The organism is Ornithinibacillus contaminans (assembly GCF_001038425.2).
GTDB classification, from domain to species: domain Bacteria; phylum Bacillota; class Bacilli; order Bacillales; family Amphibacillaceae; genus Ornithinibacillus; species Ornithinibacillus contaminans.
In genome coordinates, this window is the sequence record NZ_LDPV02000023.1 from 18,682 (window position 1) to 43,803 (window position 25,122).

Here is a 25,122-nt window from a genome sequence, read left to right on the forward strand (position 1 = left end):
TTTATTGTTAATATAGTTAATCCTCTAAGTTTACCTTCAGTACTTTATCCTTCACCTCTACCATTTCAAATGTTTTGGATGTTGTTCCGTTGGTAACGACTAGGGTCACTTCTTTTGCTTTTAATAGGTCAACTTGTTGTTTGTTTAATAGTAGCTGTCTAGGCTTTTTCTCGTTGTAAATATTGATAACTACTTGTACACCATGTTCCAGTGCTTCTAGATCCTTCGTATGGACTGTTGCTGTACCATTGTTTTTCTTCGGTTTTATTTCGACAACTGGACGCTCTTCCTCTTCACCTGGAACTTCATCTGTCACCGCTATTCTTCCATCTGGTTCATACACAATAGGGGCTGCTTCTGTGCTATTAAGGCTTCTTACATAGTCAACCGTTGCCTCAATATCCTCTGGTCCCATAATAGGATTTTTCCCTAATTCTTTAATCGGACCATCTGATGTACCCATATAATTGTTTACAGTTAATGTATAAACAGCTTCCTCATCAATCGGAGTTCCATCTGGCAAGGTAACATCTACTACCTGTTGCAATTCCGGATTATACGTGTAATGGAAGCCAGCTATACTATAATCTGAGCCATAACTAGAAAGCTGTTCCTCCAAAATCGGATACAGATCTGCACCAGTTATTTCAACCGTCATGAGTGTATTACCAAATGGCTGGATGTTATAAAGATTCCCCCATGTAATTGGCCCTGCAAGCAAGCTATCACGGATTCCGCCACCATTCATCATGGCAAAATCACTATCCATTGCCCAGTTCATCCCATCGGCTATTAGATTACCAAGACCATGGTCACTACCATTCGTATAGCTACCTGTTAGATCCTCCGCATTATAGCCAACCACTTCATTTACAATCGGACCAATGACATCCGCATAGTAAGCCAATGTTTCTGCAACTTCTGCATCTGGCGTATAATCACTTTGTTTTACAAAAACGATCTCCGCTTCTTTGGCCACAATATCACCAGTAGTTCGATCGATTTGTAAATCAACATCGGCAAATGCTTTTCCATATTCATTCGCTTGTACGATTAACTTATTATCAACTACCGCATTATTAACCACATGATTATGTGCAGCAAAGATAATGTCAACCTCATCATTTACTGTATTCGCTAAATCAGCTGCGGCACCTGTTGCACTTGCGCCAGATTGATCAGCTGGCATATGAGCTAATACTACAATTGCTTTGACACCTTGTTCGGTTAACTCCGCTACAGCATGATCAACCGCTTCTGCTTCATCGGTAAATGCTATTCCTTCTAGAGAAGAAGGCATTACCATATTGACCGTTTCCGTAGTATTAACACCGATAAACCCAATCTTTTCCCCATCTACTTCTGACACATAATATGGATCAAGGAAGGTCTCACCAGTGTCCTCCAATACACAGTTTGCACAAAGCACAGGGAAGTTCATACCATCATAGCCAGCTGTTCCTTTGCCTTCAGGGTGCTCGCCACCATTTACCATTCGTAGTAGCTCCGCTAATCCTTCATCAAACTCATGATTTCCAACTGTCCCGACATCAAAGCCGATTTCTTCCATAATTTCCACTGCTGGTTCATCTTGCAAGAGACCAGAAACCGGTGAACTGCCACCAATCATATCCCCTGCATGAACAATTAATGTATTTGGACTTTCAGCCTCGCGTTCTTTAATGGCTGCTGCTGTATAATCCATCCGTCCATACATATCTTCTGTTCCATCACCATCTGGATCAAGTAGATATTCCTGGTCAATTTTCCCATGAAGGTCATTCATACTTAATAGTTGTACGTTTAATAGATTCGGATTTTCACTGCCACCGTCCTCAGCAGGAGAATACCCATAGGCTTCCGCTTCTTCAGGACTTGTGAAGAATACACGCTTATCTACTGGAACCGATGCCCACTCATCAGGGACTACATACTGCATCGAATCCGAGTTACCAACATAGCGTAATAATCCTTTTTGATCATCGAATGCACGAAATACAAATGGTAGTTCTAACAATGGATTTTCTGGATTCCAAATTCCAAGCTCGGCATCCTTCGCTTCTCTTACTGCCGCTTGATAAACTGGATATGCCTCTTCATCAAATGGAGCAATAAAATAAGTAGATGCATAGCCCGCTTCTACCATTTCTAAGTTAATATTGACATTATCTTCTTTCCGGATAACTTCTGCCAAAATTCTTCCATAATCATCTGTTGGCTCATCACCTATTTTTAAGTATATTTCATCACCTGGCTGCAATAATTCATTCATATAGGATTTCGCTAATTCCCCGTAATAATTTTGATTTTCATTGATCTCCGCTCTCGCCGGATCATCATTATGGGCAGCATAGGTCTCTGCTGTATCCATATTTATGAACCGAACCCTCGTCTCTCCGAAAACAGGTGTCTCCACTCGAATCGTATCGCCATCGGTAATACTTGCAACCGTAGTTTCATAGAGTCCCGCTGCTGACGGTGGTTCTGGCTGTTCTGCTGCCACTTGTAAATCAGCTTGCTCCGTAGCCATTAACTGATAATCATTATATTGGCTAACAATTGCCGTAATATCGTACCACATTCCCGGCTCAACCATCGTGATATCCAAGGCATTTTCCATTACACGTAAAGTCGTTCCATTAAAATCTGCATCCACCAGTGGGACATTATATCCCCCACCAGCAGGACTATCAGGCACCGTACTAATATAGCCGTTCACCTGTACCAATTGTCCTTCATAAGACTCTGCAACAGCAGGATCCTGTAATTGTTCAAGCGTAAGGCTTTTCGGTTCTGGTAATGCTTGATTTTGTTCGATAACTTCAATGGAGGTAGGAACAATTTCCTTTAGCCCATTATAGCTGTCCAGTTCTCCAACAACTTGAATACGATCACCCTTTACTACTGCTGGAAGCGCTCCTTGTTCATAGGCAAATAAGTTAATACCAGCGGATTCATCTTGAATATAAGTAGTAAACTGGGTTCCATTGCTAAGTGCTGAACTATCAGCAATTACTACTCCTTCTACTTTAACAACTGTTCCGTCCGCTAATCCGCGCACATCACCTATTGGCGTTAGTTCTGTTCCTGGATCAGGTTCCCCCGGCTCACCTGGTTCACCTGGTTCCACACCATCCATGACATGGTATCCTAAATAAGCAAACGTGTTTTGCCCATATTCAGTCCATTGATCTGGAATATAGCTGGAACTAGGTGCTGTCACCGAAGCATTTCTGACCAATGTTACATCCTTCGCAAAATCGCTATCTGTACCAATCTCTCCAAGCACATCTATTAAACTACCATTATGACTTAATGCAACAACATCATCACCATTAAAATTAACAACGGCTCCATTCGTTACATCTGCCACAGCTACTATTTCCGCAGCTGCACTAGGATGTGCTACTACCAATACATCCCCATGCTCTAATGTTCCAGATAGTGCTAGTGATTGGCTTGCCGATTGGGAGCCATTACTATAGAGCTCAACTTCATAGTTTGCTAGATTTACAGGCTCCCCTGTTCCATTAAAAATCTCAATAGCCTTATTATACGAGCTACCTTCCATGTATTCGGAGAGAAATAAATCCTCCGCTAACAACTCTTCGTCATTCGGTTCTACTAAACTACTTGCAAAGACATTTGTGGTATTCATCAATACTAGTGCAAAAACAAGAACTACATGTAGCAACTTTTTGATGGATGCTTTTTTCATTTGTACCCTCCGTTATATTACTAGATTTCAGATGCAATATAGCATCTAACAATCCATTAATACCACATCCACCGAACCGTTTCTATTAACTATTTGTAAAGATATAGAATATTCCATACCATTTACCTATAAAATCGAAAAAACGATTCCTTCTTCCTACTCGAGTTTGCATCTAGCAGATCTAATGAACTAGAAACAAAAAGCAAGCCCTCTTAAATTCTAACGAGCTATGGAAATCATCGAGACAACCGGGGCCATCCGAGGCGATACCGATTGCCATTGAGGTTCCACTATTACTATTGGTTTTTGAGTCTCCTACACTAAATAAACAGGACTGCATAGCAACCCTGTTTATTATTCGCCTATATTTTTAATGGTTTCATTTAACTTCTGTAAATCTTGATACGAAGTCTCTTCATCAGTTAGCTGATATTTCTGCTTTAACTTTAGAATTCTACTCACGCTCTCATTGAGTCTATCTTCGGTTATCTCTCCAGTTTCAACCGCTTGCTTCAAAGCATCAAAACCACTAACAATATCAGCATATTCTTTACTGATTAGCACAATATCACTTCCAGCCTTAATCGACTGAACTGCAGCATTCCCCACTTCATAATGGCTCTTAATCGCGTCCATATATATATCATCCGTTATCACAACACCATCAAAATTCAATTCATCCCGAAGTAAATCGGTAATGATCGGCTTTGACATGGAAGAAGGGTACTCGGTATCTAGCTGTGGAAATAAGATATGTGCAACCATCACCACATCTACGCCTTCTTGAATGGCATTGGTAAAGGGAATTAACTCCAACTCCCGAAGTTCTTGTAAGCTTTTATCAATTCTTGGTAGCTCTAAATGGGAATCAACTGCCGTATCCCCATGCCCCGGAAAATGCTTAATCACAGGAATGATATTTTCCGCTTCCATTCCTTTCATCGTTTGAATCCCAAGTTCACTGACAAGAGCTGGGTTATCACCAAAGGACCGGTCGCCAATCACGGGATTGTCTGGATTACTATTCACATCCATCACCGGTACATAATTAAGGTTCATACCAAATGCCTTTAATTCCTGCCCGAGAATTCCACCTATTTGATAGGAAAGGTCCGGATCATTTCGTAAGCCGATTTCTTTATTAGTCGGGAGGTCCTGTACCCCAGGCAATCGCTGTACAAGTCCGCCTTCTTGGTCAACCGATAAAAACAATGGAACTTTATTCGAGGCGTTTGCCCTTTTTATCCCATTTACCAAATCAAGCGATTGTCCAACATCGATAAGATTTTTACTGAAGAAAATAATACCACCAAGCTTATAATCCTCAATTAGGTTGATAGTCTCTGGTGTAGGTGTCGTACCATCTATTCCACCCATTATCATTTGCCCGATTTTCTCATTAAGACTCATCGAATCAACTAGACTCGGAATATCCATATCTAGCTTTGTAATATCGGTATAAACCGAGATATGATGGACCGTTGGATTTGGCACAGCATCTGTTGGTCGTGGTAGAATCCACTTCAGCTGGTAGTTCTCATTCATTTGGTAAACAAGGATAATTTGATCTACTTGTTCATCTTTATAATAGCGTTGCTCATCCGGTTCTCCCTTTGCATCAATGATGTCCTGATAATGTATTTCCTTTAGAGCATCTGTAAATGAGCGTACGTCAAATACGTTATTTCCGGAATAGCCAACCGTTAGCTGACTAGTTGAATAGTCAATATAAGTCCCCGCCTCTGTCGTGGTCTCGCTTGTAGGCTCTCCCCACTCCGTCATTACCTCATCAAGCTCTGAATGTCCAGCAACAATCGATACATCTGGGACTTTTCCCTCTGCCGCCAGTTGGAATACCTCGTCAATAAGCGCTCCTGTGGAGTCAATTATTGGTTCATCTTTATCATCTGGATTATGTTCTATATCATGAGCTTCATTAGCATCATTCGTTTCTGAGTTGTCCTGCCTATCCCATATTAGAAAAACTCCTATAATTACGAGAAGGACTAACAAGATTCCAGAAATCATTAGTGACTTTTTCAAATGTGTTCGCCTCTCTCCTCTAATATTCCCGTAGTTAGTTAGACGATATGATTGCGAAGTATGTTTCATTGATTTTGATGGTTGAATAGATTAAGTAAAAATTACCATTCTTATTAAATAATAAGTAAGTGGGTCTATATATTTATTATATAAAGTTAGAATGATGGTGGAAATTCTATCTCATCATAAATCTCTTCAGCATCAATTCCAATCCATTCAGCAGGAGTTAAATCAGGATGTAAATCAAGATAGGATTTTACCATTTTGTAACCAACCTGGTAACCGTAATTCAGTGGCAATTCTCCACCACCATTTAATATTTCCACGGATAGTTCCAGGTCCTGTTTATGTAATAACGGTTTAAATTTTTCCCATTGGCTAGAACTATAATATGGAAGGATAGAAATAATCGATTTTCCAGGATAAACTAGATTTTCAAACATCACAGCTTTTCCTTCAAAAATCAAATTATCTAGCAACGTAACTCCATTTTGTCTTTGCAAAAACTTCTCGGTCCAAACACTATGATGGTACTCATGAGCAATAGTTGTTTTAATAATATCCTCTGTATATCCTTCTTGATAAAGTGCAATAATTTTGCCCGCCCCAACAGTGACCATGCTGTTTCCTTCTTCTAATGTCGGGAATACACATACTGTCGTCTCGCCCTTACTAGGTAACAGATTAGAAGATTTTATTAATGAATCTTTAATAAATTTATTTACACTGTCTATATCTATATTCTCGATTAATTTGCTTAGTTCCGATTCATTAGTAGGTGCATGATTTAATAAATCATTTACCATGTATAAATATTTGCCTTCCGCAAAACATTGATCATATACACGATCAATAATTTTAGTTTTATATAACTCATTTATGTCTTTTGGCTGATTTTCTTTTGAAGATTCATCAAAGAAGTCCTTATAAAGTTTATATACATTAACGATTTCGAAGAGTTGTCCAGTTTCAGGGTTTTCAAAAGAAACAACTATACTGTCTTCCTTTTGGCTTTCACACCCACTCATAATTAAAATTGTAATAAGGAGTATTAGTAAAAGTTTTATCGGTTTTTTTAAAAGGATCACAACTTTCCCCCTTTTTGTTACGAATCCATTATTGCTCTCTTTTCTAGCTTCGGAATACTACACTTATATTCAAGAAATATATCCATACTAAAGTCTATAAGATCTCAGTATCAGATTTAATTCTTTTCTAAGGTCTTCTACTTCTTCAGCACTTACATCGATGTTGCCATACCTAATTTTTTGATATGCCTCAAAACTTTTATGTATTCCAATTCTCGGCAACCATTCCTCTAGCGTTTCAAATTGCTTTCTACCATAATTATTCTTTTTGGCAGCTTTTTCAAAATCGTAAACTATCTTCCTTACTGGATGCCTTTTTAATTTCAAAAATCGTTTTAATCTATTTTTTACCGAGTTATTACTATTCAGTCCATTAATCACAAGATTAGATTCATTTTTCAACTGGGCATTAAATTCATCTGGTGGACTGTCGTCTTTTTTGAGCACGAAATACACCGTTACTATTCCCAACATAATAAGGACAACACTTATGAAAAGATAAATCCCAGCGAACATTGCAATCGTATCAAAAACAACGTTTGATTTTTCCATATCTTCTGCTCTATTACTTAATGATAGATTTTGTTGCCCTCTTTGAAATTCAAATTCATCAATAGATTGGAAAACATTCAGTACTCTTCCAACAATTGAGAAGGTTGTATAGATAATCTTGTCCCATAGATTAAACAGGAATGGGTGTGTAACAATCCCATAACTTACGAAACCTCCTAATGATACTAACATTATAAAATAGACAACTAGCTTATAATTTAATAGTGATTTACTACCTTTCTCTATTACAGCAATATGACTAAGGATAGATCCAAAATCAAGTACAATCAATTGAAATAATAGATAAAGTAATGTTACAGGCTCTCTTGTAATTAAATACATAATAAATGAGACAAGGACTGTTGCTAATAGGTATTTTATTTCCTTATTTGTAACTAATTCATTTCTAATGTGCAGATATCTCCGTATGAATAATACAGAAAAAAGCGCTCCTAGAAATAACGGGTAATCAAAAATAAAAAATAATAAAAGAAGAATAGGAAACAAACAATAAAAATGTATATTCTTCACGGTTCTCTTGACTAATAGAGAAAACAAAACGCAAGAAAATCCTACTAGGAATAAATAACTGTAAAACGGAATCCAGTCATAATAAAAATGCATGATTGGAAGCAGTAAGATAAAAGCTAAAATCATTTCGCTAATAAAGTGATAAGAGTAAGAAATTTCCCGGTGTTTTTCCTTCATCTCTTCTCAATCTCCATTCGTATGAATCATTTTAACCTAATATATTTTATGATCTAATAATTGCAAATAATCCCTTTACTATTATCATAAAGGGATTATTTACGTACCGTGTGCAATTTTACATATTAGGGTCGATTATTACTGGAATACAGGGTCCATAAGGAATTGTAGGACAAACATTGATAGTTACGTCTGAAGATGCCGAAGCGGGTGTGCCCGAAAAAGAAATTAGTAATCCCAATGCTAGTATGGTAGAAACAACCTTTTTCTTCATATTCACTCCACTCTCCTTTCTAAATATCAATGATTTTTAGTCTATATAAATCATATCACGGAGATGGGTTTTTTTGTATTGGGAAAATTCACATAATAAAGTAATGTTTATAATCGATTTTTTACAAATTTGAGGAAAGTTTTCCTATTTTAAGCAATAAAACTCAATTTTTTTGAAAAACGTAAATAAAATTATAGCCTAAAGCATCCTTACAAATGGTTTGTACACTTAATATTTCGATAACCTATAACCAACTTAATTAAAAGAAAATATATCGCAAATCATCTTACCTCTTACCTTTCACCAAATACCCTAACAACAAATACAACAACCCAACCACCAAAAGGAAAAGCTCATTCTTCCAACCCAACGCACCAAACGCAATAAAAGCGTAGATAACCGTACCGATCCCAATTATTAAACAACAGCTAAAATAAACACTTCGCCACACCCGATTCTCTAATTTCATTGCCCCGATTGCCGTAACTAAACCAATAACAAGGAGAGTAATTATCACAAACATAACAAAATTTTCATCCGATGAATTGGATTGCCCGTCATCCCACGCATTCGATAATCCTAGCGCAATGAAAGCAAGGAACCCATATCCAATTGCAATCACAACGGTTAATACCCCTACAGTAATACCCAATAACTTTGTTAGTTTAAATTCTTTCATCGTTCCACCTCTATAGTAATAATTTCTAAAAAAACATAAAAAATGCCCAAGCTATCTTGCTGCTTGAACATTCTTGTCTGCTTAGTTCTTTATAAATTGGATAACAAGAGGAAATTTAAAAGGTACGCCTTGGTACGCTTTTACTGCTGCAATAATCGTCAGCACAAATGCAGCAATTCCCACAATAGCAATTAAGACAAATCCAATTAGTAGAATCATTAATATATAGCTCGCAATCGTGTAGATTGTAAATGAAATAAAGAAATTAAAGTATTCTTTTCCATGATAATCAACAAAGTCCGAACCTTCCCGCTTCAATAGCCAAATTACTAATGGTCCTAATATCGGAAACGGAAAGCTAAGTAAATACAAAAGCATCGAAAACAAACGATCATCTTCTGTCGTTGCCATTCGTAATCCCCCTTACAATATATCTAGTTTCATTGTACCGTTATTCTCCTACAACGTCTACACCACATCTGTATTGCTATAAGGATTTTTCTTCGAAGAATTTTTGTACAAGCACATAATACCTGCGATGACATAAAACAAACCCGCTATTGCGAAAACACCAAAGCTTACTGCCGTACTCAAAAAAGCAGTAACAAGAAACAATACCCCAGCAATCGAGCCTCCTTTGTTACCTTTTATCAAAAACAGACAAACAATTCCTAGCACGATTGAAATGACAGACACACCAATTAATACCCAGCCCCCACCACTTAAAACACCTACTAATTCGTTTATCGGAATCGTATCCTCTTGCCAAGCTGTTTGAAACACTTCATCAAAAATACCTTCCAGTACATCATAATGATTCAAAACCCATACCCAAAACACGCTAGCGGCCATAAAAAAAACATATAATAAAATACCGATAACCCCAAGAATAATCTCACTCATACGATTCATGTCCTACCTCCTCATGAATTATGATGCTTCTTACCAGGATACGCCTTGCGATTTTTCATCATATGTCGTGAACTAGCAAAATATTAACCTACCTGAATATCGTTAGCAATTTGTAATTTGAGAACATTTTTTCCGACAGAGAAAGGATTTGGCTACCTTATTCACGAATAGTATAAGGTAATACGTAAAAAGGGGATGGCATAATGACTACGATAAAAAAAGACACAATTGTAGAGGACTACCACGGCACAAAAGTGCGTGACCCCTATCGCTGGTTAGAGGATCCAGATTCAGACCAATCCATCGAGTGGGGTAACTGGATGAAGCAGCGTAGTGATACATACTTTTCGGAAACAACGACGCGTGATACCGATCGGAAGCGATTAGAGGAGCTTTGGAACTTCCCGAAATACTTTGTCCTAAAGCAGATTAATGATCTACTTTACTATCAAAAAAATGATGGATTACAAAACCAAGCCATTCTATTCCAGAAAGATGGCGATACCGAAACCGTTGTCCTTGACCCAAATACGTTAAGTGAAGACGGCACTGTTGCCATGACGAACTTTTCCTTTAGTAAGGACGGAAAATATCTAGCCTACGCCACTTCTACGCATGGAAGTGATTGGCAAGAAATTCGTGTGCGAGACTTAGAAACTAGTCAGGATTTAGAAGATCATATTCAATACGTGAAATTCACCAGTATCACATGGGCCCCTGATAGCTCTGGATTTTTCTATAGCCGCTTTCCCGAGCCAGGAACGGTGCTGCCAGAAGATGAGAGCAACTTTAACAAAGTATTTTTCCATCAACTTGGTGCTATACAAGATGCGGATCAATTGATTCATGAACAGCCAGAAGACAAGGAATTGATGTTTTCAACGTTTTTGAGTGATGACGATAAGTATCTATGTCTCTACGTGTTTTTAGGTACGGCGACGGAAAATCGCTTTTATATAAGACCGATTAATTCTAATGCGCCATTTACACGCCTGCTTAATCAGGCAGATGCTGAATACCTATATGTCACCAATAAAGATGACGTCTTTTATTTCAAGACAGACCTTAACACACCGAACGGAAAAATTATTGCAATTGATTTAGCTAATCCTGATTCATCTAATTGGAAAGAAGTAATCCCTGAGCAAGCTGATGTTATTGACTTTGTGCTTTTTTTACAGGATAAATTGGTAATCGCATTACTTCATGATGCCCATCACCAATTACATGTCTATGATATAGATGGTGCTTATTCCCATCCAATCAAGTTACCAATCCTTGGCTCCATAACCGATATGACGCGTTCAAAAGAAACGAATGAGATTTATTTTGGTGTCACATCTTTCCTAAGTCCAACCATTGTCTTCAACTATAAGATGGAATCAAAGGAATTACAGGTGTTTGCAGAATCGGAAATACCATTTGATACATCGTTATACGTAACCGAGCAAGTCTTCTATACTTCCAAAGATGGTACCAGAGTTCCAATGTTCGTGACGCATCGCAAAGGACTTACATTACATGGTGAAAATCCCGTTATTTTGTATGGTTATGGCGGGTTCAATGTGAACATGACACCTTCCTTCAACCCCGCAGTGCTTCGTTGGATTGAAAAAGGTGGCATTTACGCCGTTGCTGTCCTGCGTGGTGGAACAGAATACGGGGAAGAATGGCATCGTGCAGGCATGCTAGAAAACAAACAAAATGTTTTTGACGATTTTATCGCTGCAGGTGAGTGGTTAATATCCAATAACTACACGAAAAAAGAAAAACTATCCATCATGGGTGGTTCAAACGGAGGGTTATTAGTTGCAGCTTGTATGGTCCAACGCCCTGATTTATATGGTGCTGTAATATGCCGTGTACCTGTAATCGATATGCTGCGCTATCATAAATTTACGATAGGACGGTACTGGATTCCAGAATACGGAAGTGCTGATAATCCAGCACAGTTTCCGTTTCTATATGCGTACTCACCACTCCACAATATTCAAGAAGGTGTAAAATATCCACCTGTCCTAATCGCAACAGCTGAAAGTGATGATCGTGTTGTCCCCGCCCACGCGAAGAAATTCGCAGCTACCTTAATGGAAAAAGCGGATAAAGCGTCAACTATTGTCCTAAGACTTGAAGCAAAAGCCGGACACGGTCTTGGCAAACCGACCGCAAAGGTAATTGAAGAATGGGTTGATTTCTACGCGTTTTTGGAGAAGGAATTGGATTAAAAACACAGAAAAAGGAGTGTCCAATTTATCCTGGACACTCCTTTCCAATTTCCTATTCATCCATTTCGCGTTTTTTATAAACAACGGCTGTTAAAATTCCCATTACGACTGTCCAAGCCACTATAATGGCAATGTGACTCCACCAATCTCCAAATCCCGCCCCCGCTTCAACCTTGTAAGCAATCTCTACTAATTGAATATTGGGTAGGTATTCGATAAACGATAGAGCAGGATATTTTTCTGCTAACATCATTAGCATCGAACCAAAACCAAACAAGAAAATTACGGGTAGAATAATAACAGATGCTTCTAATACAGTACGAGATAATAATCCAAGAATCGTACCGATTGCAAGATAAAACAATACCGAAACCAGAATCGCGATACCTATTACTGCTGTATTAGCTGGTTCGTATCCTGTAATCATCATACAAACGATAAGCGTTATAATTGTAAAGACAAAACTTACGAGGCTCTTACCTGTTAATATTTCGGTTAAAGAAGCCGGAGAAAGCATCAGTCCCCTCAACGTATGCTTTTCTTTCTCTTCTGCAATTACAGCACATTGGATAAATGCAGTAACCGTAGCCATTGTTAAATTAATAATCATGTAATGAATATCTAGCGTTATGCCATCAAATCTTGAATAGAGAAACGCCATAACAATTGGAAGAATTAGCATCGACGTTACGTATAAGTTCTTTGATAAGTCCTTCAAATCCTTTTGAAATATCGCATTTATTCGTTTAAATGATGATGTCATATTAATTCCCTCCCAGTAATCTCTACAAAAATATCCCCTAAGGTCGGCTCATTCGAATGGATGGATACCACTTGATCTGTGGACATGTAGCTGTACACCGTATCGGCACCTTCTGATCCACCAGGCACTTTAATCGTGCGGCCATCCTTTAACTCAATCGTTACACTACCATCTGCAAACTGTCTACGAAGCGCTTGTGGTTCATCAAGCAATTGAATTTTACCTTTATGCAGGAATGCCACACGGTCACAAAGCGTTTCTGCCTCGCTCATATCATGCGTTGTTAGAAAGATCGTTGTACCTTTTTCATTTAATCTTCGCAATCCCTCATGTATTTGCTTCGAATTAACAGGATCAAGTGCAGAAGTTGGTTCATCTAAAAATAATAGTTCTGGCTCATGGAGTAGGGTTCTCGCTAATAGCACTCGTTGTAACATCCCTTTTGATAACTTCGATACAATCTTTTTCCCTTCATCAGAAAGATTTACTAATGCCAATACTTCATCGATCCGTTTCCTAGGCACATCATATAAATCACAATAAAGCTTTAAATTATCTTCAACGGAAAGTCTTTGGTATAACCCACTGTTATCGGTTAGTACTCCGATTTTTCTCCGGTACGTCCCGTTTGTTAAACCAGCACCTTTTAAACCAAATACAGCTGCCTCACCAGTAGTTTGCTGCAGTTGTCCAGTTAAGATTTTAATCGTTGTGGTTTTTCCAGAACCACTTGGACCTAAAAATCCAAAGGTCTCCCCTTTTTTCACATTAAAGTTTACATCTTCTAACGCGGTTTGATTACCAAATACTTTGGCTAAATTTTTCACATCGATAATGTTTTCCATTTTACTCCTCCGTGATGAACATTATTTTTCTTAACAACCTTAGAATAGGTTAAAATATAGGTTTCATCAGCATATTTTCCATCAAAAGAGTAAATTTAAGGTTGAATGGAGCTTATTTTAGTCCCAACATTTCCTTTAATTGACTCATTTTCGTCTTCGATAGGGGAATAGTTGACTTTGTTTTATCATCCAGCACCAAGCTATAGCTATTCCTTGTCCACGTAATTACTTCTCTTACTTTTTGAAGATTGACGATATAAGATCTGTGACATCGGAAAAATCCGAATGGAAGTAGTCGCTCCTCTAATTCATTTAAAGTAAATACACTTGGAAAAGCTTCCCCTTTAATATAAACGTTTGATTGACCTTCATGGCTTTCAATGTAATCAATCTCTGGTGGGTCAAACAAAATAATTTTCTCATTTACTTTTGTCGGTATCTTATTAAAGTTAAAAGTAGTCGGGATTACTTCCTCCGTCTCCACCGCTTCTGAATTCGTTCCCGGAAGCAATTCCGCTTCCATTTCAATCTTATGTAGTCCATCTTCATTCAGGCGATACACATTATCCGACATGGTAATCGCATGTTCCATGTTGCCTGTTAGGATTAGTACAGCCTTCTGTTCCTTCTTTAGCTGCTCGAGAATAGATAAGAAGACACGTTTTGTTTCCATATCGACGTTTAAATCTGGCTCCTCGAAAATATATAATGTCGGGTTCTGATAGAGAATTTGGGCAAAATGGAGTCTTCTTTTTTCAGAAAACGTTAAATCCCTAACCTTTCTATGTTTTAGGCTTGTTAATTGCGTACTTGTAAGTATGGAATCAAATGTTTGATCAGAGCCATATAATTTTTTATGCAATTTCAAATGATCTAGTACTGTCAACCGATCGTATAATCCTTGCTCAAAGAAGCATATTCCAATCTGCAAGTCATATAATTTCTTCTCCTTAGAAACCACTTGTCCAAGAACCTTAATGTCACCGTTTAAAATAGGTGCCTTCCCAAGCAACATCTCAAGCAAGGAAACTCGAATATTCAAATTAGAATGTAGTGCTACAACTTCATTTTCTTCTACATCTAAATTAAAAGCCGGGAATAAAAGAACATGTTTATCTTGTTTTTCTAAATTATGTATCGATAACACACTCATGAAATCACTAACTCCTATGTACAATATTTATTATCGTTTTCTACTACTATAATCGAATATTCTCGAGCAAAAGGGGCAGTTAATATTTTTTCATTATTTGCCTATTTTGCAGGAAATAATTCGATTATAGAAAAAATAAGACATTTTTGAAACTATGGTTTAATCCTACCGTGAATACATCATATTTACTAGACCAAGATTTAAACAGACGAAAAAAAGATGACAATGACAGCTTTCCATTTTTTTGCAGAGCCATGTGGAATTAATTTTCCGCGCCCATTCTTTACTAAAAACCTCCCACCCTAGTCATATTTCCCATATAGTAAATGGAAGACATTTTAAGGGAGGAAATACGACTTGAATAATTATGGACCACCATATGATGAAGAAAGGCAAAACAATATACCCGGAAATCTTTTAGGACAATTTTTTGGTAACCAAGGAGGGTTCCCCGGCGGCGGATTCCCTGGTGGCGGTGGCCAAGTCCCGGGATTCCCTGGTGGCGGTGGCCAAGTCCCGGGATTCCCTGGTGGCGGCGGCCAAGGTCCTGGGTTCCCTGGCGGTGGCGGCCAAGTCCCGGGGTTCCCTGGTGGTGGCGGCCAAGTCCCGGGGTTCCCTGGTGGTGGCGGGCAAAACCCACCAACATCACCACCCCCAACCTTTACTCCACAGCAACCACAGTACCAATTGTACGCAATTGATCCAGGAGGAATTAGAGGATGCTTGTATCGCTTTACCTATATCTGGCTAAACAGAGACTCCTTCTGGTTCTATCCTATCTATGTCGGCAGAAACTCTATTGCTGGATTTAGATGGCGAGGAAACCGATGGGTCTATTATGGCGTTGACCTAGACCGTGTTGAATCATTCCAATGCTATTAATCAATTGAATTAGCCCAACTCACAAATAATCCGCCTAAAATAAGCAATCTGTAAAAACACAATCTCTCCTCTTAACATACATTAGTAGAAGAGGAGGGATAACTATGGAAAGACTTGTGACTTTATACTTGGCTTCTATCCTGGCAGGGTTTGCTTTGACCTTAGTTCCTACTTCCGCAATTATTACAGCTCAAGTTGCCGACTTCTTAAATATTATCGGCGGAATTGTAATTGTTGTATTCGCAGTAGCCCTGTTACATTTAGGATTAAAAGCATTATTTACCAGACATTTAAATAATAATTAAGTTACCTCGTTTTTGTAATCATTTTATCCGGAAAGAGACCCATGTGGTCTCTTTTGCTATTATTATACTAGAAACCACTGGTTGATCCGTGTGTATAAAAGGAGGATATATAATGGAATACATAATTGTTGTCCTATTAATTTCCACTGGCGCTATCTCCTTGTTAAAGCCTAACCTAGTCTGGAGGCTTTCAGAAAGATGGAAGACAAAAGAGGCAGAAGAACCATCAGAAACATTTCTCATTCGGGAACGGCTGGTAGGAATCTGGAGTATATTACTCGGTATTGGCGCTTTTGTCGGGATTTTACTAGGTAAATATTATTTCTAATTAATGGGTAAATCGCGAGGGAATTAGCCTTAACGATATAAAAAAATGGCTAACCAATTTCCCGGTTAACCATTTTCTCGCTATCTTGCGCTTAATCTAGCAATAAATTAAACGACCACTAGCCATTTATAATTTCATCAACGGTTGATTCAACCTCTTTACGCGTCATTTTTATGTTTCCTCGTTTTAATGCATTTAATGTTTTATGCGCCAAAGCTAATGGGATTTTACAAAACAAGATGATATTATGCGTTTTAATGGATTTTATATATTCGTCTGCTTTGGATAGATTTTCTTCCGCATATTGGAACATATCCGCTCGAGTCCAGTTATCCGGGAAGAACTTTACGCCACGCTCGGCGTCCTCATCCTGATTACGCAATACATTAACCGCTTGTAACCCTCTACCATATCCAATTGCTAAATCTGGATCGGTTTCCGTGTTGTCATACCATAGCCAAATATCAGACAGCATTACGCCTACAAGTCCCGCCACGTAATATGTATAATCATCCAAATCCTCTTTGGTACTTATTTGCCAATCCTTTTCAACCCAATCCGCCATTCCACTCGCCATAATGCTAGTAGAATCACGCACTTGGTCAACAATACCATCTGGACAGAATTGAATCCAATCTGCTAATCGTAATGTCACTTCCGGCAGCATTTCTTCATACGGTTGCAACAGCTGCTGATACTCTTCAGCACTGAAATGTTTCTGTTTTAATAGTTCACTAGTCGCACGTAATAGCTGTAGTTTAACGTCCGAATCCAACTGTTCATGATCCTCTATTTCATCAATAGCCCGCATACATAAATAGGCAGATGCAACCGTTTTGCGTAATTTTGGTTTTAAAAGCTTAATTGGAATATAAAAGGTTCTACTCGTAAGCTTCAGCGTATGCATCGCTTCTTTTTCTAATTTAACTAAGTCACTCAAGCTAGTATATCCTCCTTTAGAAAATCGTTACACAAAGGTAATAGTTATCTGTGTGAAAGGGACTCCTCGAAAGTAACGCTTACCTTCTTAGAATCCCTTTTTCTATAATTTTTATCATACGCTCATGCTTCATATTATTTCCCTTATTAAAGTATATCAAACTTTTAAGCTGAATACCTAACGGAAGTGCGTTTAGGATGGGCATAATATGGTGTAGTTCCTTTTCCGGTGATGTTTTGGCGTATTGAGCGATATTATTGGGTTTTGAGCGATACTCCGGGGTTTCGAGCGATACTCTCGCATTTCGAGCGATACTCTCGCATTTCGGGCGATATTTCGGTATTTCGAGCGATGCTCCGGAGTTTCGAGCGATACTTTCGCATTTCGAGCGATACCTTCCCCTTTTCGAGCGATGCTCCGGAGTTTCGAGCGATACCCTCGCATTTTGGGCGATACCTTCCCCTTTTCGAGCGATATGACTGAATGAGCTACTAATACTCCACTCTTTTCCGCTAATTGAAAATGGAATAATTACCCTGTATGCACTATAATGAAAAGAAAAAAGGAGTACCAACTTAATGAATTCTGATAATCGTTTCATTAAATTTATCGGTGGGCGTAATCTAGTTTTTAGCTTGATTGTATTAATGTTGATTGGGATTACATTATATATTTATAATAAGATCTCATTTATTTTTAACCCGTTGATTGTTATTCTATCGACGCTTACGCCACCAATCATTCTAGCGTTTATCGCCTATTATTTATTAAATCCAATTGTTGATCTACTCGAGCGCTGGAAAATAAAACGAATCTGGGGAATCGTGATTATTATTTTAGGAATTAGTGGCTTATTAGTTGGCGTTGTATTATTAACCGCGCCTTCGATAGAATCACAGATTAAAGAATTGTTCCGTAATTTCCCGACTTATGTTCAGCATTTTTGGACAAGTGTAACGGAATGGATGCAAGACTCTTTCCTAGGGCCGTATTATGATAATGCGTATAATTGGGTCGTTACCAATTTTAGTGATATACCGGGTGTCATAGGTTCGTATATTGGCAATGCTTTTGAAGGGGTACGGAATGTTGCCAATACCGTTACCAACCTTGTTCTTGTCATTGTGACCTTCCCGATTATTCTCTTCTTCCTACTTAAGGACGGGGATCGGTTTAAGGAATATTGTTTACGATTATTGCCACCTAAGTTCCGAAAAGACGTTAATCAAATCCTTAGTAATATGGATGCGCAAGTTGGTTCCTATATCCAAGGGCAAATTATTGTCGCATCTTGTATCGGGATACTCTTATACATTGGCTATCTGATTATTGGATTAGATTACGCAATTACCTTAGCAATTATCGCAGCCGTAACGAGTGTTGTACCGTACCTTGGTCCAACATTATCCATCATTCCTGCTGCAATTATTGCGATTGTTGATTCACCATTCATGCTGTTGAAGTTAGCAATTGTTTGGGCCATTGTGCAATTCCTAGAAGGAAATTTCATTTCACCGAACATTATGGGAAAAACAATGAAAATTCATCCGCTTACCATCATTATCGTATTACTTGTTGCGGGTAATCTCTTTGGAATCATTGGCGTTATCCTCGGTATTCCTGGCTATGCCATTTTAAAAGTACTCGTCACGTACTTTTATCAAAAATTCAAGGATCGCTATAACAATTTTTATGGTGAAGAATATGGCACTTACTCAGATAATGAAAAATAAAAAAGCTAAAAAAGTTCGTAGGGTTGTTCCTACGAACTTTTTCCATGCATTTACTAATTTTTTCTAAAATGTATTATTTTTCTTTGCGCAAAACGAGTATCGATAACATTCCTAGGCCGAATCCGATCGTACCACCAGCCTCTAAGTTATCGAAAAATAGTCCAATCCCCGTACCCAATAATAAAAATCCAATAAAAGCTAGACCGCTCCTTACATAGTTCATTCGTTGGACCTCCAAATAATAATGTCAATGACAGTATATTCGGTAGCCCTAGATTGGTTAACTTCAAAAAACCTAGTCATGAATACTACAGATAAATATAATGCCTTCTTATTAATCCAGCCCTACTACCGTACTTCTCCGCTCCAAAAATACAACATCTCGCCAAATTCCATGTAATTTCCCAACACGTTTTCTAGTGCCGATTGTTTCAAAGCCATATCGATTATGTAATTTCAGGCTTGCTGTATTCTCTGGGAAAATTAGTGCTTGTAGTGTCCAAAACCCATGCTGTTCACTTGCCTCAATCAATGCTTCTAGCAGAATTGATCCAATCCCCTTACCAGCACTTGCACTACTTACATAGATACTCACCTCAGCAACACCATGGTATGCTTCCTTATGAGCCGATTGACTAAGTGCAGCCCAACCGACCACTTGGTTATTTAATCGGGCAACAAATCTGCATTCCGCTAGATGCCCCGTATCCCATTCCGCCCATGTCGGGGGTTCTGTATCAAACGTGGCATTTCTCGTGTTAATTCCCTCGATATAAATAACACGAACTTGCTCCCAATCTTCTTTTTTCATCTTATCTATCGTAATTACATTCTCCATCGCATTCTCACCCTTACCTTATACTGTTAGCTTCATTACATCCTCACCAGCAAATACTTGCCCTGTCGGAACAAAACCGTGACGTTCATATAGTGTTTTTGCAACTTGATTCTGCTGGAAAACGGTTAAATGTATTATTTGGCACTGGCCAAACTGATTCTTTATCCACGTTATCATTTCCCCAAGAGCCGCTTTTCCGTAGCCCTTTCCTTGGTAGCTCGCATCGATCAAAAATCCGTTGATCCAATACATATCGTTTGTTTCTTCCACGTAGGCATGCATGATAAACCCTACCATCTTATCGTCATCATAGATTCCAAAAGGTATGTACTCCACGTTTTCTCCATCAGGCTTTATATAGACTTTAGCTAAAGAGACTGCTGGAGTTGGTACAAAGCTCTCTTGTGACTTTGCTACCTTAAGTGCCAAGGCATCCTCCCAGTTGTCTCTTGTGATACGCTTCAATTCAACTTCTGGCATCGTTATCTCCTCCATTGCCAAGAGCTATCCAGAAGCGTCTCGTTACCTTTTCATCTGTGTTTAGTTCTGGCTTATCTTCTATTCCACCATTAGCTAAAATCACCTTGGCTGATCCAATATTATCTTCATCGCAGGTTACTAATACTTTTTCAATACCTAATTCCTTACACTTTTCTAACGCCATCGCCAAGATTAATGTCGCATAGCCCTTCTTTCGTTCTGAAGGGCGCACACCGTAGCCGATGTGTCCACCTACTCGGTACAAGTGATCATTTAGTTCATGACGAATATCTACCATTGCTACTATCCGTTTTCTATCGTTTACTAGAAAATAATTCGTGCACGGAAGCCATTGTCCAGTGCCACTTTCTCGCTTTCCTAACTCCACTAAATAGGCATCATAGCTATCAAAACCCGCAAGGCTAAAACTACTCGGCACCATGCGATCGGGTCCCCATTCTTCAACATATGCCTTATGTTCTCTCTCCCACTCTTCAGATGGTCTCACTAGCCTCATAGAACTTTCCCCCTTTACACAAAAAAAGCAACAAATTGATTATTCTAATCATAATCAATTCGTTGCTAGATGGAAAGATTTTTTTAGTTTCGCTTCACCTTTACGAGTCCGTCGATAAAGTCCCAAACTAGACTGATAATAAAGATAATAACGGTCCACCTTGTAGCGTTCTGCCATATCGATTCCGCGACATTATAGCCGTCGGAACCATGCGTTGCAATACCCGCCTGAGCTAATTCTTCCATAAAGTTAGGATTCCAGAATGCTTGCCCCGTCATGATGAAATACACAACAACAAGCGCAATTGCATTGGCAATAGCGGTGAAAGCAACTAGCTTCATTGTCCATTTACCGGAAATAAGCTTCAAACATTCCTTCACTATAAAGATAGCTAGTAGAATCAATAGGAATGGTAGATAATGATGGAAGCTTGCTTCATTTAAAAATGGCACTACCGCTTGAAAGTCCCCGTCATGAAATACATATACCCCAAAGAATTCACTAGAAAATGTGAACCATACCATAACTAACACCAAAACCACAATTGCAAAAATCGATTCCCCCCGCTTGATTTGCTTTTTGGGATGTGGAATAGGCTGCAGCTTTTTAGGTGTCCAGTCTTTATCAATCTTTAAATCGTCTGCTTTTACTCCGCCAAAATGATCGACTAAGGCAAAAATGAGTGTTACCCAACCAAATGCATGTGGGATTACCATCGTTACTAACGACACTATTAAATCAATGAAGTAATCAAGTATTTCTACCGGATTGATAACCGTTTTAACAGCAAAAACACCAATCATCGATAGTACCGAGGAGATCAAGACGATTTTTAATACAATTATAAAAGAATCATAGAGCTCTGGACCAATTAAAAACCGTTTGGAACCCCGGTACTTTTGTGCCATTTCCCTTGGACTTCCAAGTTCCAATAACACCTCTTCTGCTACTTCTTCAGTAGCCTCCGCACCATTCAATCGTTCTTCCATCATATCCTCAATTAGCCCTCGTAGCTCCACTGCAATATCTTCTCGTTGTGCTTGAGGCAGCTTTTGTGTAACGGCATAAATATAACGTTCAATCATCTGCATCTTCACGTTCTCCTTTCTTAAAAATTAATCCATCTAAACTTCTTACAATACCTTCCCATTCGACACACAGCTGTTCGAAAACAGTACGACCCATTTCACTAAGGACATAATATTTTCTCGGTCGCGTCTCATTTGTATCCCAGCTACTCTCCAGTAGACCTTGTTTTTCCAGTCTTCTTAGCAGCGGATACAATGTACCAGGCTCCACATGAACTCCTTTTTCATCGAGTGAGGTTACAAGTGAATAACCATACTGCGGATCCGAAAGCTGGCTGAGGACGCCGATCGTGATGGTGCCACGTCGTAATTCCAACATTAATTTATCAAGATGTTCTTCCACATTCATATCAGATCAACTCCTTCTCACATTATACTGTATTATATACACTATTGTAAAGTGCACAATGATATAAATCAAAAAGGTTATATTGAAACCCATCACTAAAATTGTCAAAATAGTATTGAAATTATTGTGTATCGTGTTAAAATGATACTTAAATCTTTTTTACTGAAAGGAGAATGCAATGAAACATACACTATATAGGATCACGTTAATTTTTATTTTGCTTACCATTGTTATCGTTTCGTTTGATACCATCAATCGAAGCTCCTCATTTACCACACCTCTTGAAGCACTTGAAACGACCAGGAGTTCCTTATATGACGTTCAGGAAATTATTGAAACAGTCTATTTCGATGACTATGCCTATATTTTTTTCTATACGTCACTGCAGTCCCGGAAGGATTATGTAGCTGGTGCCAAAATAAGAAAAGGAAAATACGGATGGAAGCAGGTTAATATGTTCGGCGTGGGGTATATTGCGAATCAGCAGACCAATCAACCTAATACAGTACAGGAGGGCTATTCAGTTGGTTTCGCACCTACCATAGCGGCGTCTGTTTTAGTAAATGAGCAGTTAGCTACCCTAATTGAATTAGAAAATAGCCAAAAAAAATTATGGTTTGTCCATCACATAGACGCAACCAATGAGTTAAAAATAAATTTCCTCGATACCAATGGGAACCCAATTGATTGATCCTCGAGACATGCTTTGTTGACAAATTATCCGTAATCCGATTACATGAAGTTAAGACATAGTTAACAGGAGAGTCAAAATGAAGATTTATGTAGATGCAGATGCTAGCCCAGTTAAAGATATTGTCATTTCCGTTGCACATGACTTTGGTCTCCAGGTTGTCTTAGTCAAAAGCATTAGTCATTATTCTCATGACGAGGCAATGGACGGGGTAGAAACGGTATATGTTGATACTGGTGCTGACGCTGCCGATTACCGGATTATGAAACTAGCGGATAGATTGGATATTATCATTACTCAAGATTATGGACTGGCTTCTCTAGGGTTAGGCAAAGGATGCCTTGTCCTTCACCATAAAGGATTTGCTTATACGAATGAAAATATTGACCAACTCCTTCAGACCCGTCATTTAAGTGCCAAAGCAAGAAGGAGTGGTCATAAGACAAAAGGACCGAAGCCATTTACGGATGAGGATCGAAAAAAATTCCAGAACCTTTTACGCAGGACAATACAGGCAAATATATAAAGGGGCACTACATACTACACTGGCACCCGTGTCAAGGACACTTATAAAAAAAGAGGTTATGCAGATAATAGATGATTCCTATATTGAATAGGGGTCATCTTTTTTAGATTCCACTGATAACGGTAATTGTTATAGTAAGTCATGTAATGATTGATTTTCAATTTTAATTCCTTTAATGTTTTGGCTGATTTATAATCTACTTCATCCTTTAGGTGACCAAAAAATGATTCTTGAGGAGCGTTGTCCCAACAGTTACCCCTTCGTGACATAGACTGGCCTAAGCCATACTTCTTTAAAAGTTTTTGGTATCGTGGGCTTGTGTAATGGCTTCCCTGATCCGAGTGAATGAAGGCATCTGAATCAAGAGGGACCTTCTTATTGTTCATCAATTTATGGACCGTCTGGATTGCGATATCCAAAGTGATTCGGTCAGACACATGGTAAGCCAGGAGTTCATTGGTAGAACCATCTTTTATGGTTGACAAATAAGCCATACAATTACCGTTATATGGCAAGTAGGTGATATCCGTCAATAATACTTTTCCTGGGACTCCTTGCTTAAATTCCCTGTTTAATTTGTTTGGTACAACCTGGTGCTCCTTTGTCGCCTTTGCGATTTGTTTATAAGGATTCGCTTTCCTGTGAGGGCAGACAATTCCGTATTTCTTCATGATTCTCTGTATCTTTTTACGACTAAGAATAAGATCATACTCATTCTCTAGGATCATTTTAATGGAACGTGAACCTTTCTTATAACCTCTGCGGTTAAAAGCTTCTAGGATGATTTCCTTCACTTCTAAATCTAGCTGCTCTCTAGCCTCCCGAACGACAGATGCCTTCAAGCAACTATAATATCCAGAACGTGAAACACCTAAAAGATCACAAAAGTATCTAGTCATCCTTTTAAAACCATTTTGTTCAATTGTCTCTTGAATCAATTGATATGCTTTACTTGGGCTTAGATTTTCTCTTGTGTTTAGCAGCCTCCTTTCTATCACTTCTAGCTTTTTTAACAGCTCCACCTGTCCTTCCAAAAGCTTGATTCGTGCATTTTGCCTCTCGATCACTTCAGAAGGTGTAAGCTCCCGTTTCAGGGTTCTGCCAGATTCTGTTTTCCTTGTATCAGTAAGCCCTATTAACCCTTTCGTTTCATAAGCTTTCTTCCACCGGCATGCGGATTGTTCAATGCGTTTTATCCCAATTACTTCTTCATCAAATCCACTCTCCATAAAGATTTGTCGTGGGAGTTTACCAGTTAGATACTCATCCATAAACCTATTCTTGAAAGCATCCGTGTAAGTGATGGATTTCTCACTAACGCGTTGTACATTTGGATTCTTTTGAAGTGCTTTTATCTCTTTATCTGAAAATATTATTTTACTCATGATATCTCCTAGTCCCCGTATTGTGAAATTTAATTATATATAAAAATACCTGTAGATAAAACACTCTTTTTCAAGTGTCCTAACTACAGGTACCATTTTA

25 protein-coding genes are annotated in these 25,122 nt (G+C 38.5%); 7 read left to right on the forward strand and 18 right to left on the reverse strand.

What is annotated here, in order from left to right; genetic code table 11:
• Positions 1 to 16: 16 nt before the first annotated feature.
• From JF53_RS05275 to JF53_RS05305, 7 genes are all read right to left on the reverse strand, one after another.
• Complete coding sequence (locus JF53_RS05275) at positions 17 to 3,718, reverse strand: 5'-nucleotidase C-terminal domain-containing protein (protein WP_047981509.1); 3,702 nt, start codon at positions 3,716 to 3,718, stop codon at positions 17 to 19.
• Positions 3,719 to 4,072: 354 nt separating this feature from the next.
• The gene (nagZ, locus tag JF53_RS05280) at positions 4,073 to 5,761 is read right to left on the reverse strand and encodes a beta-N-acetylhexosaminidase (RefSeq protein WP_236686913.1); all 1,689 of its coding nucleotides are present in this window, start codon (positions 5,759 to 5,761) and stop codon (positions 4,073 to 4,075) included.
• 155 nt (positions 5,762 to 5,916) lie between these two features.
• A complete protein-coding gene (locus JF53_RS05285; RefSeq protein ID WP_236686914.1) occupies positions 5,917 to 6,849 on the reverse strand; it encodes a DUF2268 domain-containing putative Zn-dependent protease in 933 nt (310 codons plus the stop codon).
• 87 nt (positions 6,850 to 6,936) lie between these two features.
• The gene (locus JF53_RS05290) at positions 6,937 to 8,109 is read right to left on the reverse strand and encodes a hypothetical protein (RefSeq protein WP_047981507.1); all 1,173 of its coding nucleotides are present in this window, start codon (positions 8,107 to 8,109) and stop codon (positions 6,937 to 6,939) included.
• A gap of 560 nt (positions 8,110 to 8,669) precedes the next feature.
• Positions 8,670 to 9,062: a hypothetical protein gene (locus JF53_RS05295; RefSeq protein WP_047981506.1), complete on the reverse strand. Its 393-nt coding sequence runs from the start codon at positions 9,060 to 9,062 to the stop codon at positions 8,670 to 8,672.
• A gap of 81 nt (positions 9,063 to 9,143) precedes the next feature.
• Positions 9,144 to 9,473, reverse strand: coding sequence for a DUF4870 domain-containing protein (locus JF53_RS05300; RefSeq protein WP_047981505.1), 330 nt, complete (start codon positions 9,471 to 9,473; stop codon positions 9,144 to 9,146).
• 57 nt (positions 9,474 to 9,530) lie between these two features.
• Complete coding sequence (locus JF53_RS05305) at positions 9,531 to 9,974, reverse strand: DUF4064 domain-containing protein (RefSeq protein ID WP_047981504.1); 444 nt, start codon at positions 9,972 to 9,974, stop codon at positions 9,531 to 9,533.
• 203 nt (positions 9,975 to 10,177) lie between these two features.
• On the opposite strand from JF53_RS05305, the gene JF53_RS05310 reads away from it, so the two are divergent.
• Positions 10,178 to 12,199 (forward strand): prolyl oligopeptidase family serine peptidase, encoded by a 2,022-nt coding sequence (locus tag JF53_RS05310; protein WP_047981503.1) that lies wholly within the window; start codon positions 10,178 to 10,180, stop codon positions 12,197 to 12,199.
• Between the two features lie 52 nt (positions 12,200 to 12,251).
• Here JF53_RS05310 and JF53_RS05315 read toward each other — a convergent pair whose 3' ends face one another.
• From JF53_RS05315 to JF53_RS05325, 3 genes are all read right to left on the reverse strand, one after another.
• Positions 12,252 to 12,962, reverse strand: coding sequence for an ABC transporter permease (locus JF53_RS05315; protein ID WP_047981502.1), 711 nt, complete (start codon positions 12,960 to 12,962; stop codon positions 12,252 to 12,254).
• Complete coding sequence (locus tag JF53_RS05320; protein ID WP_047981501.1) at positions 12,959 to 13,807, reverse strand: ABC transporter ATP-binding protein; 849 nt, start codon at positions 13,805 to 13,807, stop codon at positions 12,959 to 12,961. The genes JF53_RS05315 and JF53_RS05320 overlap by 4 nt, the downstream gene beginning before the upstream one ends.
• Before the next feature lie 112 nt (positions 13,808 to 13,919).
• Entirely contained in the window at positions 13,920 to 14,960 is a 1,041-nt protein-coding gene (locus JF53_RS05325; protein ID WP_047981500.1) for a LytTR family transcriptional regulator DNA-binding domain-containing protein, read from the reverse strand.
• A gap of 357 nt (positions 14,961 to 15,317) precedes the next feature.
• Here JF53_RS05325 and JF53_RS05330 point away from each other — a divergent pair, with 357 nt between their 5' ends.
• The 3 genes from JF53_RS05330 to JF53_RS05340 all read left to right on the forward strand — a co-directional run bounded on the left by JF53_RS05330 (position 15,318) and on the right by JF53_RS05340 (position 16,475).
• The gene (locus JF53_RS05330; RefSeq protein WP_053071925.1) at positions 15,318 to 15,842 is read left to right on the forward strand and encodes a hypothetical protein; all 525 of its coding nucleotides are present in this window, start codon (positions 15,318 to 15,320) and stop codon (positions 15,840 to 15,842) included.
• Between the two features lie 104 nt (positions 15,843 to 15,946).
• Entirely contained in the window at positions 15,947 to 16,147 is a 201-nt protein-coding gene (locus JF53_RS05335) for a hypothetical protein (RefSeq protein ID WP_047981499.1), read from the forward strand.
• A gap of 112 nt (positions 16,148 to 16,259) precedes the next feature.
• Positions 16,260 to 16,475, forward strand: coding sequence for a DUF6199 family natural product biosynthesis protein (locus JF53_RS05340; RefSeq protein WP_047981498.1), 216 nt, complete (start codon positions 16,260 to 16,262; stop codon positions 16,473 to 16,475).
• A gap of 118 nt (positions 16,476 to 16,593) precedes the next feature.
• Here JF53_RS05340 and JF53_RS05345 read toward each other — a convergent pair whose 3' ends face one another.
• The gene (locus JF53_RS05345) at positions 16,594 to 17,415 is read right to left on the reverse strand and encodes a squalene/phytoene synthase family protein (RefSeq protein WP_047981497.1); all 822 of its coding nucleotides are present in this window, start codon (positions 17,413 to 17,415) and stop codon (positions 16,594 to 16,596) included.
• A gap of 578 nt (positions 17,416 to 17,993) precedes the next feature.
• On the opposite strand from JF53_RS05345, the gene JF53_RS05355 reads away from it, so the two are divergent.
• The gene (locus tag JF53_RS05355; RefSeq protein ID WP_047981495.1) at positions 17,994 to 19,148 is read left to right on the forward strand and encodes an AI-2E family transporter; all 1,155 of its coding nucleotides are present in this window, start codon (positions 17,994 to 17,996) and stop codon (positions 19,146 to 19,148) included.
• 73 nt (positions 19,149 to 19,221) lie between these two features.
• Here JF53_RS05355 and JF53_RS17420 read toward each other — a convergent pair whose 3' ends face one another.
• The 6 genes from JF53_RS17420 to JF53_RS05380 form a co-directional block, all read right to left on the reverse strand.
• Entirely contained in the window at positions 19,222 to 19,371 is a 150-nt protein-coding gene (locus JF53_RS17420; RefSeq protein WP_157052465.1) for a hypothetical protein, read from the reverse strand.
• A 111-nt stretch (positions 19,372 to 19,482) separates the two neighbouring features.
• Positions 19,483 to 19,986: a GNAT family N-acetyltransferase gene (locus JF53_RS05360; RefSeq protein WP_047981494.1), complete on the reverse strand. Its 504-nt coding sequence runs from the start codon at positions 19,984 to 19,986 to the stop codon at positions 19,483 to 19,485.
• 18 nt (positions 19,987 to 20,004) lie between these two features.
• A complete protein-coding gene (locus JF53_RS05365) occupies positions 20,005 to 20,466 on the reverse strand; it encodes a GNAT family N-acetyltransferase (RefSeq protein WP_047981493.1) in 462 nt (153 codons plus the stop codon).
• Positions 20,453 to 20,983 (reverse strand): GNAT family N-acetyltransferase, encoded by a 531-nt coding sequence (locus JF53_RS05370; RefSeq protein WP_047981492.1) that lies wholly within the window; start codon positions 20,981 to 20,983, stop codon positions 20,453 to 20,455. The genes JF53_RS05365 and JF53_RS05370 overlap by 14 nt, the downstream gene beginning before the upstream one ends.
• Positions 20,984 to 21,066: 83 nt before the next feature.
• Entirely contained in the window at positions 21,067 to 22,074 is a 1,008-nt protein-coding gene (locus JF53_RS05375) for an HAAS signaling domain-containing protein (RefSeq protein WP_047981491.1), read from the reverse strand.
• A complete protein-coding gene (locus tag JF53_RS05380) occupies positions 22,061 to 22,420 on the reverse strand; it encodes a PadR family transcriptional regulator (protein WP_047981490.1) in 360 nt (119 codons plus the stop codon). Before JF53_RS05380 ends, JF53_RS05375 begins: the two co-directional genes overlap by 14 nt.
• Before the next feature lie 178 nt (positions 22,421 to 22,598).
• On the opposite strand from JF53_RS05380, the gene JF53_RS05385 reads away from it, so the two are divergent.
• Both JF53_RS05385 and JF53_RS05390 read left to right on the forward strand, forming a co-directional pair.
• On the forward strand, positions 22,599 to 23,111 hold the full coding sequence (locus JF53_RS05385) for a hypothetical protein (RefSeq protein WP_047981489.1): 513 nt from the start codon (positions 22,599 to 22,601) through the stop codon (positions 23,109 to 23,111).
• 79 nt (positions 23,112 to 23,190) lie between these two features.
• Positions 23,191 to 23,637, forward strand: coding sequence for a YaiI/YqxD family protein (locus tag JF53_RS05390; protein ID WP_047981488.1), 447 nt, complete (start codon positions 23,191 to 23,193; stop codon positions 23,635 to 23,637).
• Positions 23,638 to 23,693: 56 nt separating this feature from the next.
• Here the strand turns inward: JF53_RS05390 and JF53_RS05395 are convergent, their stop codons facing one another.
• A complete protein-coding gene (locus JF53_RS05395; protein ID WP_047982140.1) occupies positions 23,694 to 25,022 on the reverse strand; it encodes an IS3 family transposase in 1,329 nt (442 codons plus the stop codon).
• Positions 25,023 to 25,122 lie beyond the last annotated feature (100 nt).

Coding starts and splice junctions, on each gene's coding strand:
- JF53_RS05375 (WP_047981491.1), bottom strand. CDS start 22,074: ATGCAGATGATTGAACGTTATATTTATGCCGTTACACAAAAGCTGCCT.
- JF53_RS05365 (WP_047981493.1), bottom strand. CDS start 20,466: ATGCCAGAAGTTGAATTGAAGCGTATCACAAGAGACAACTGGGAGGAT.
- JF53_RS05390 (WP_047981488.1), top strand. CDS start 23,191: ATGAAGATTTATGTAGATGCAGATGCTAGCCCAGTTAAAGATATTGTC.
- JF53_RS05395 (WP_047982140.1), bottom strand. CDS start 25,022: ATGAGTAAAATAATATTTTCAGATAAAGAGATAAAAGCACTTCAAAAG.
- JF53_RS05320 (WP_047981501.1), bottom strand. CDS start 13,807: ATGGAAAACATTATCGATGTGAAAAATTTAGCCAAAGTATTTGGTAAT.
- JF53_RS05335 (WP_047981499.1), top strand. CDS start 15,947: ATGGAAAGACTTGTGACTTTATACTTGGCTTCTATCCTGGCAGGGTTT.
- JF53_RS17420 (WP_157052465.1), bottom strand. CDS start 19,371: ATGAACTATGTAAGGAGCGGTCTAGCTTTTATTGGATTTTTATTATTG.
- JF53_RS05300 (WP_047981505.1), bottom strand. CDS start 9,473: ATGGCAACGACAGAAGATGATCGTTTGTTTTCGATGCTTTTGTATTTA.
- JF53_RS05380 (WP_047981490.1), bottom strand. CDS start 22,420: ATGAATGTGGAAGAACATCTTGATAAATTAATGTTGGAATTACGACGT.
- JF53_RS05295 (WP_047981506.1), bottom strand. CDS start 9,062: ATGAAAGAATTTAAACTAACAAAGTTATTGGGTATTACTGTAGGGGTA.
- JF53_RS05315 (WP_047981502.1), bottom strand. CDS start 12,962: ATGACATCATCATTTAAACGAATAAATGCGATATTTCAAAAGGATTTG.
- JF53_RS05385 (WP_047981489.1), top strand. CDS start 22,599: ATGAAACATACACTATATAGGATCACGTTAATTTTTATTTTGCTTACC.
- JF53_RS05355 (WP_047981495.1), top strand. CDS start 17,994: ATGAATTCTGATAATCGTTTCATTAAATTTATCGGTGGGCGTAATCTA.
- JF53_RS05275 (WP_047981509.1), bottom strand. CDS start 3,718: ATGAAAAAAGCATCCATCAAAAAGTTGCTACATGTAGTTCTTGTTTTT.
- JF53_RS05310 (WP_047981503.1), top strand. CDS start 10,178: ATGACTACGATAAAAAAAGACACAATTGTAGAGGACTACCACGGCACA.
- JF53_RS05340 (WP_047981498.1), top strand. CDS start 16,260: ATGGAATACATAATTGTTGTCCTATTAATTTCCACTGGCGCTATCTCC.
- JF53_RS05290 (WP_047981507.1), bottom strand. CDS start 8,109: ATGAAGGAAAAACACCGGGAAATTTCTTACTCTTATCACTTTATTAGC.
- JF53_RS05325 (WP_047981500.1), bottom strand. CDS start 14,960: ATGAGTGTGTTATCGATACATAATTTAGAAAAACAAGATAAACATGTT.
- JF53_RS05360 (WP_047981494.1), bottom strand. CDS start 19,986: ATGGAGAATGTAATTACGATAGATAAGATGAAAAAAGAAGATTGGGAG.
- JF53_RS05370 (WP_047981492.1), bottom strand. CDS start 20,983: ATGAGGCTAGTGAGACCATCTGAAGAGTGGGAGAGAGAACATAAGGCA.
- JF53_RS05305 (WP_047981504.1), bottom strand. CDS start 9,974: ATGAATCGTATGAGTGAGATTATTCTTGGGGTTATCGGTATTTTATTA.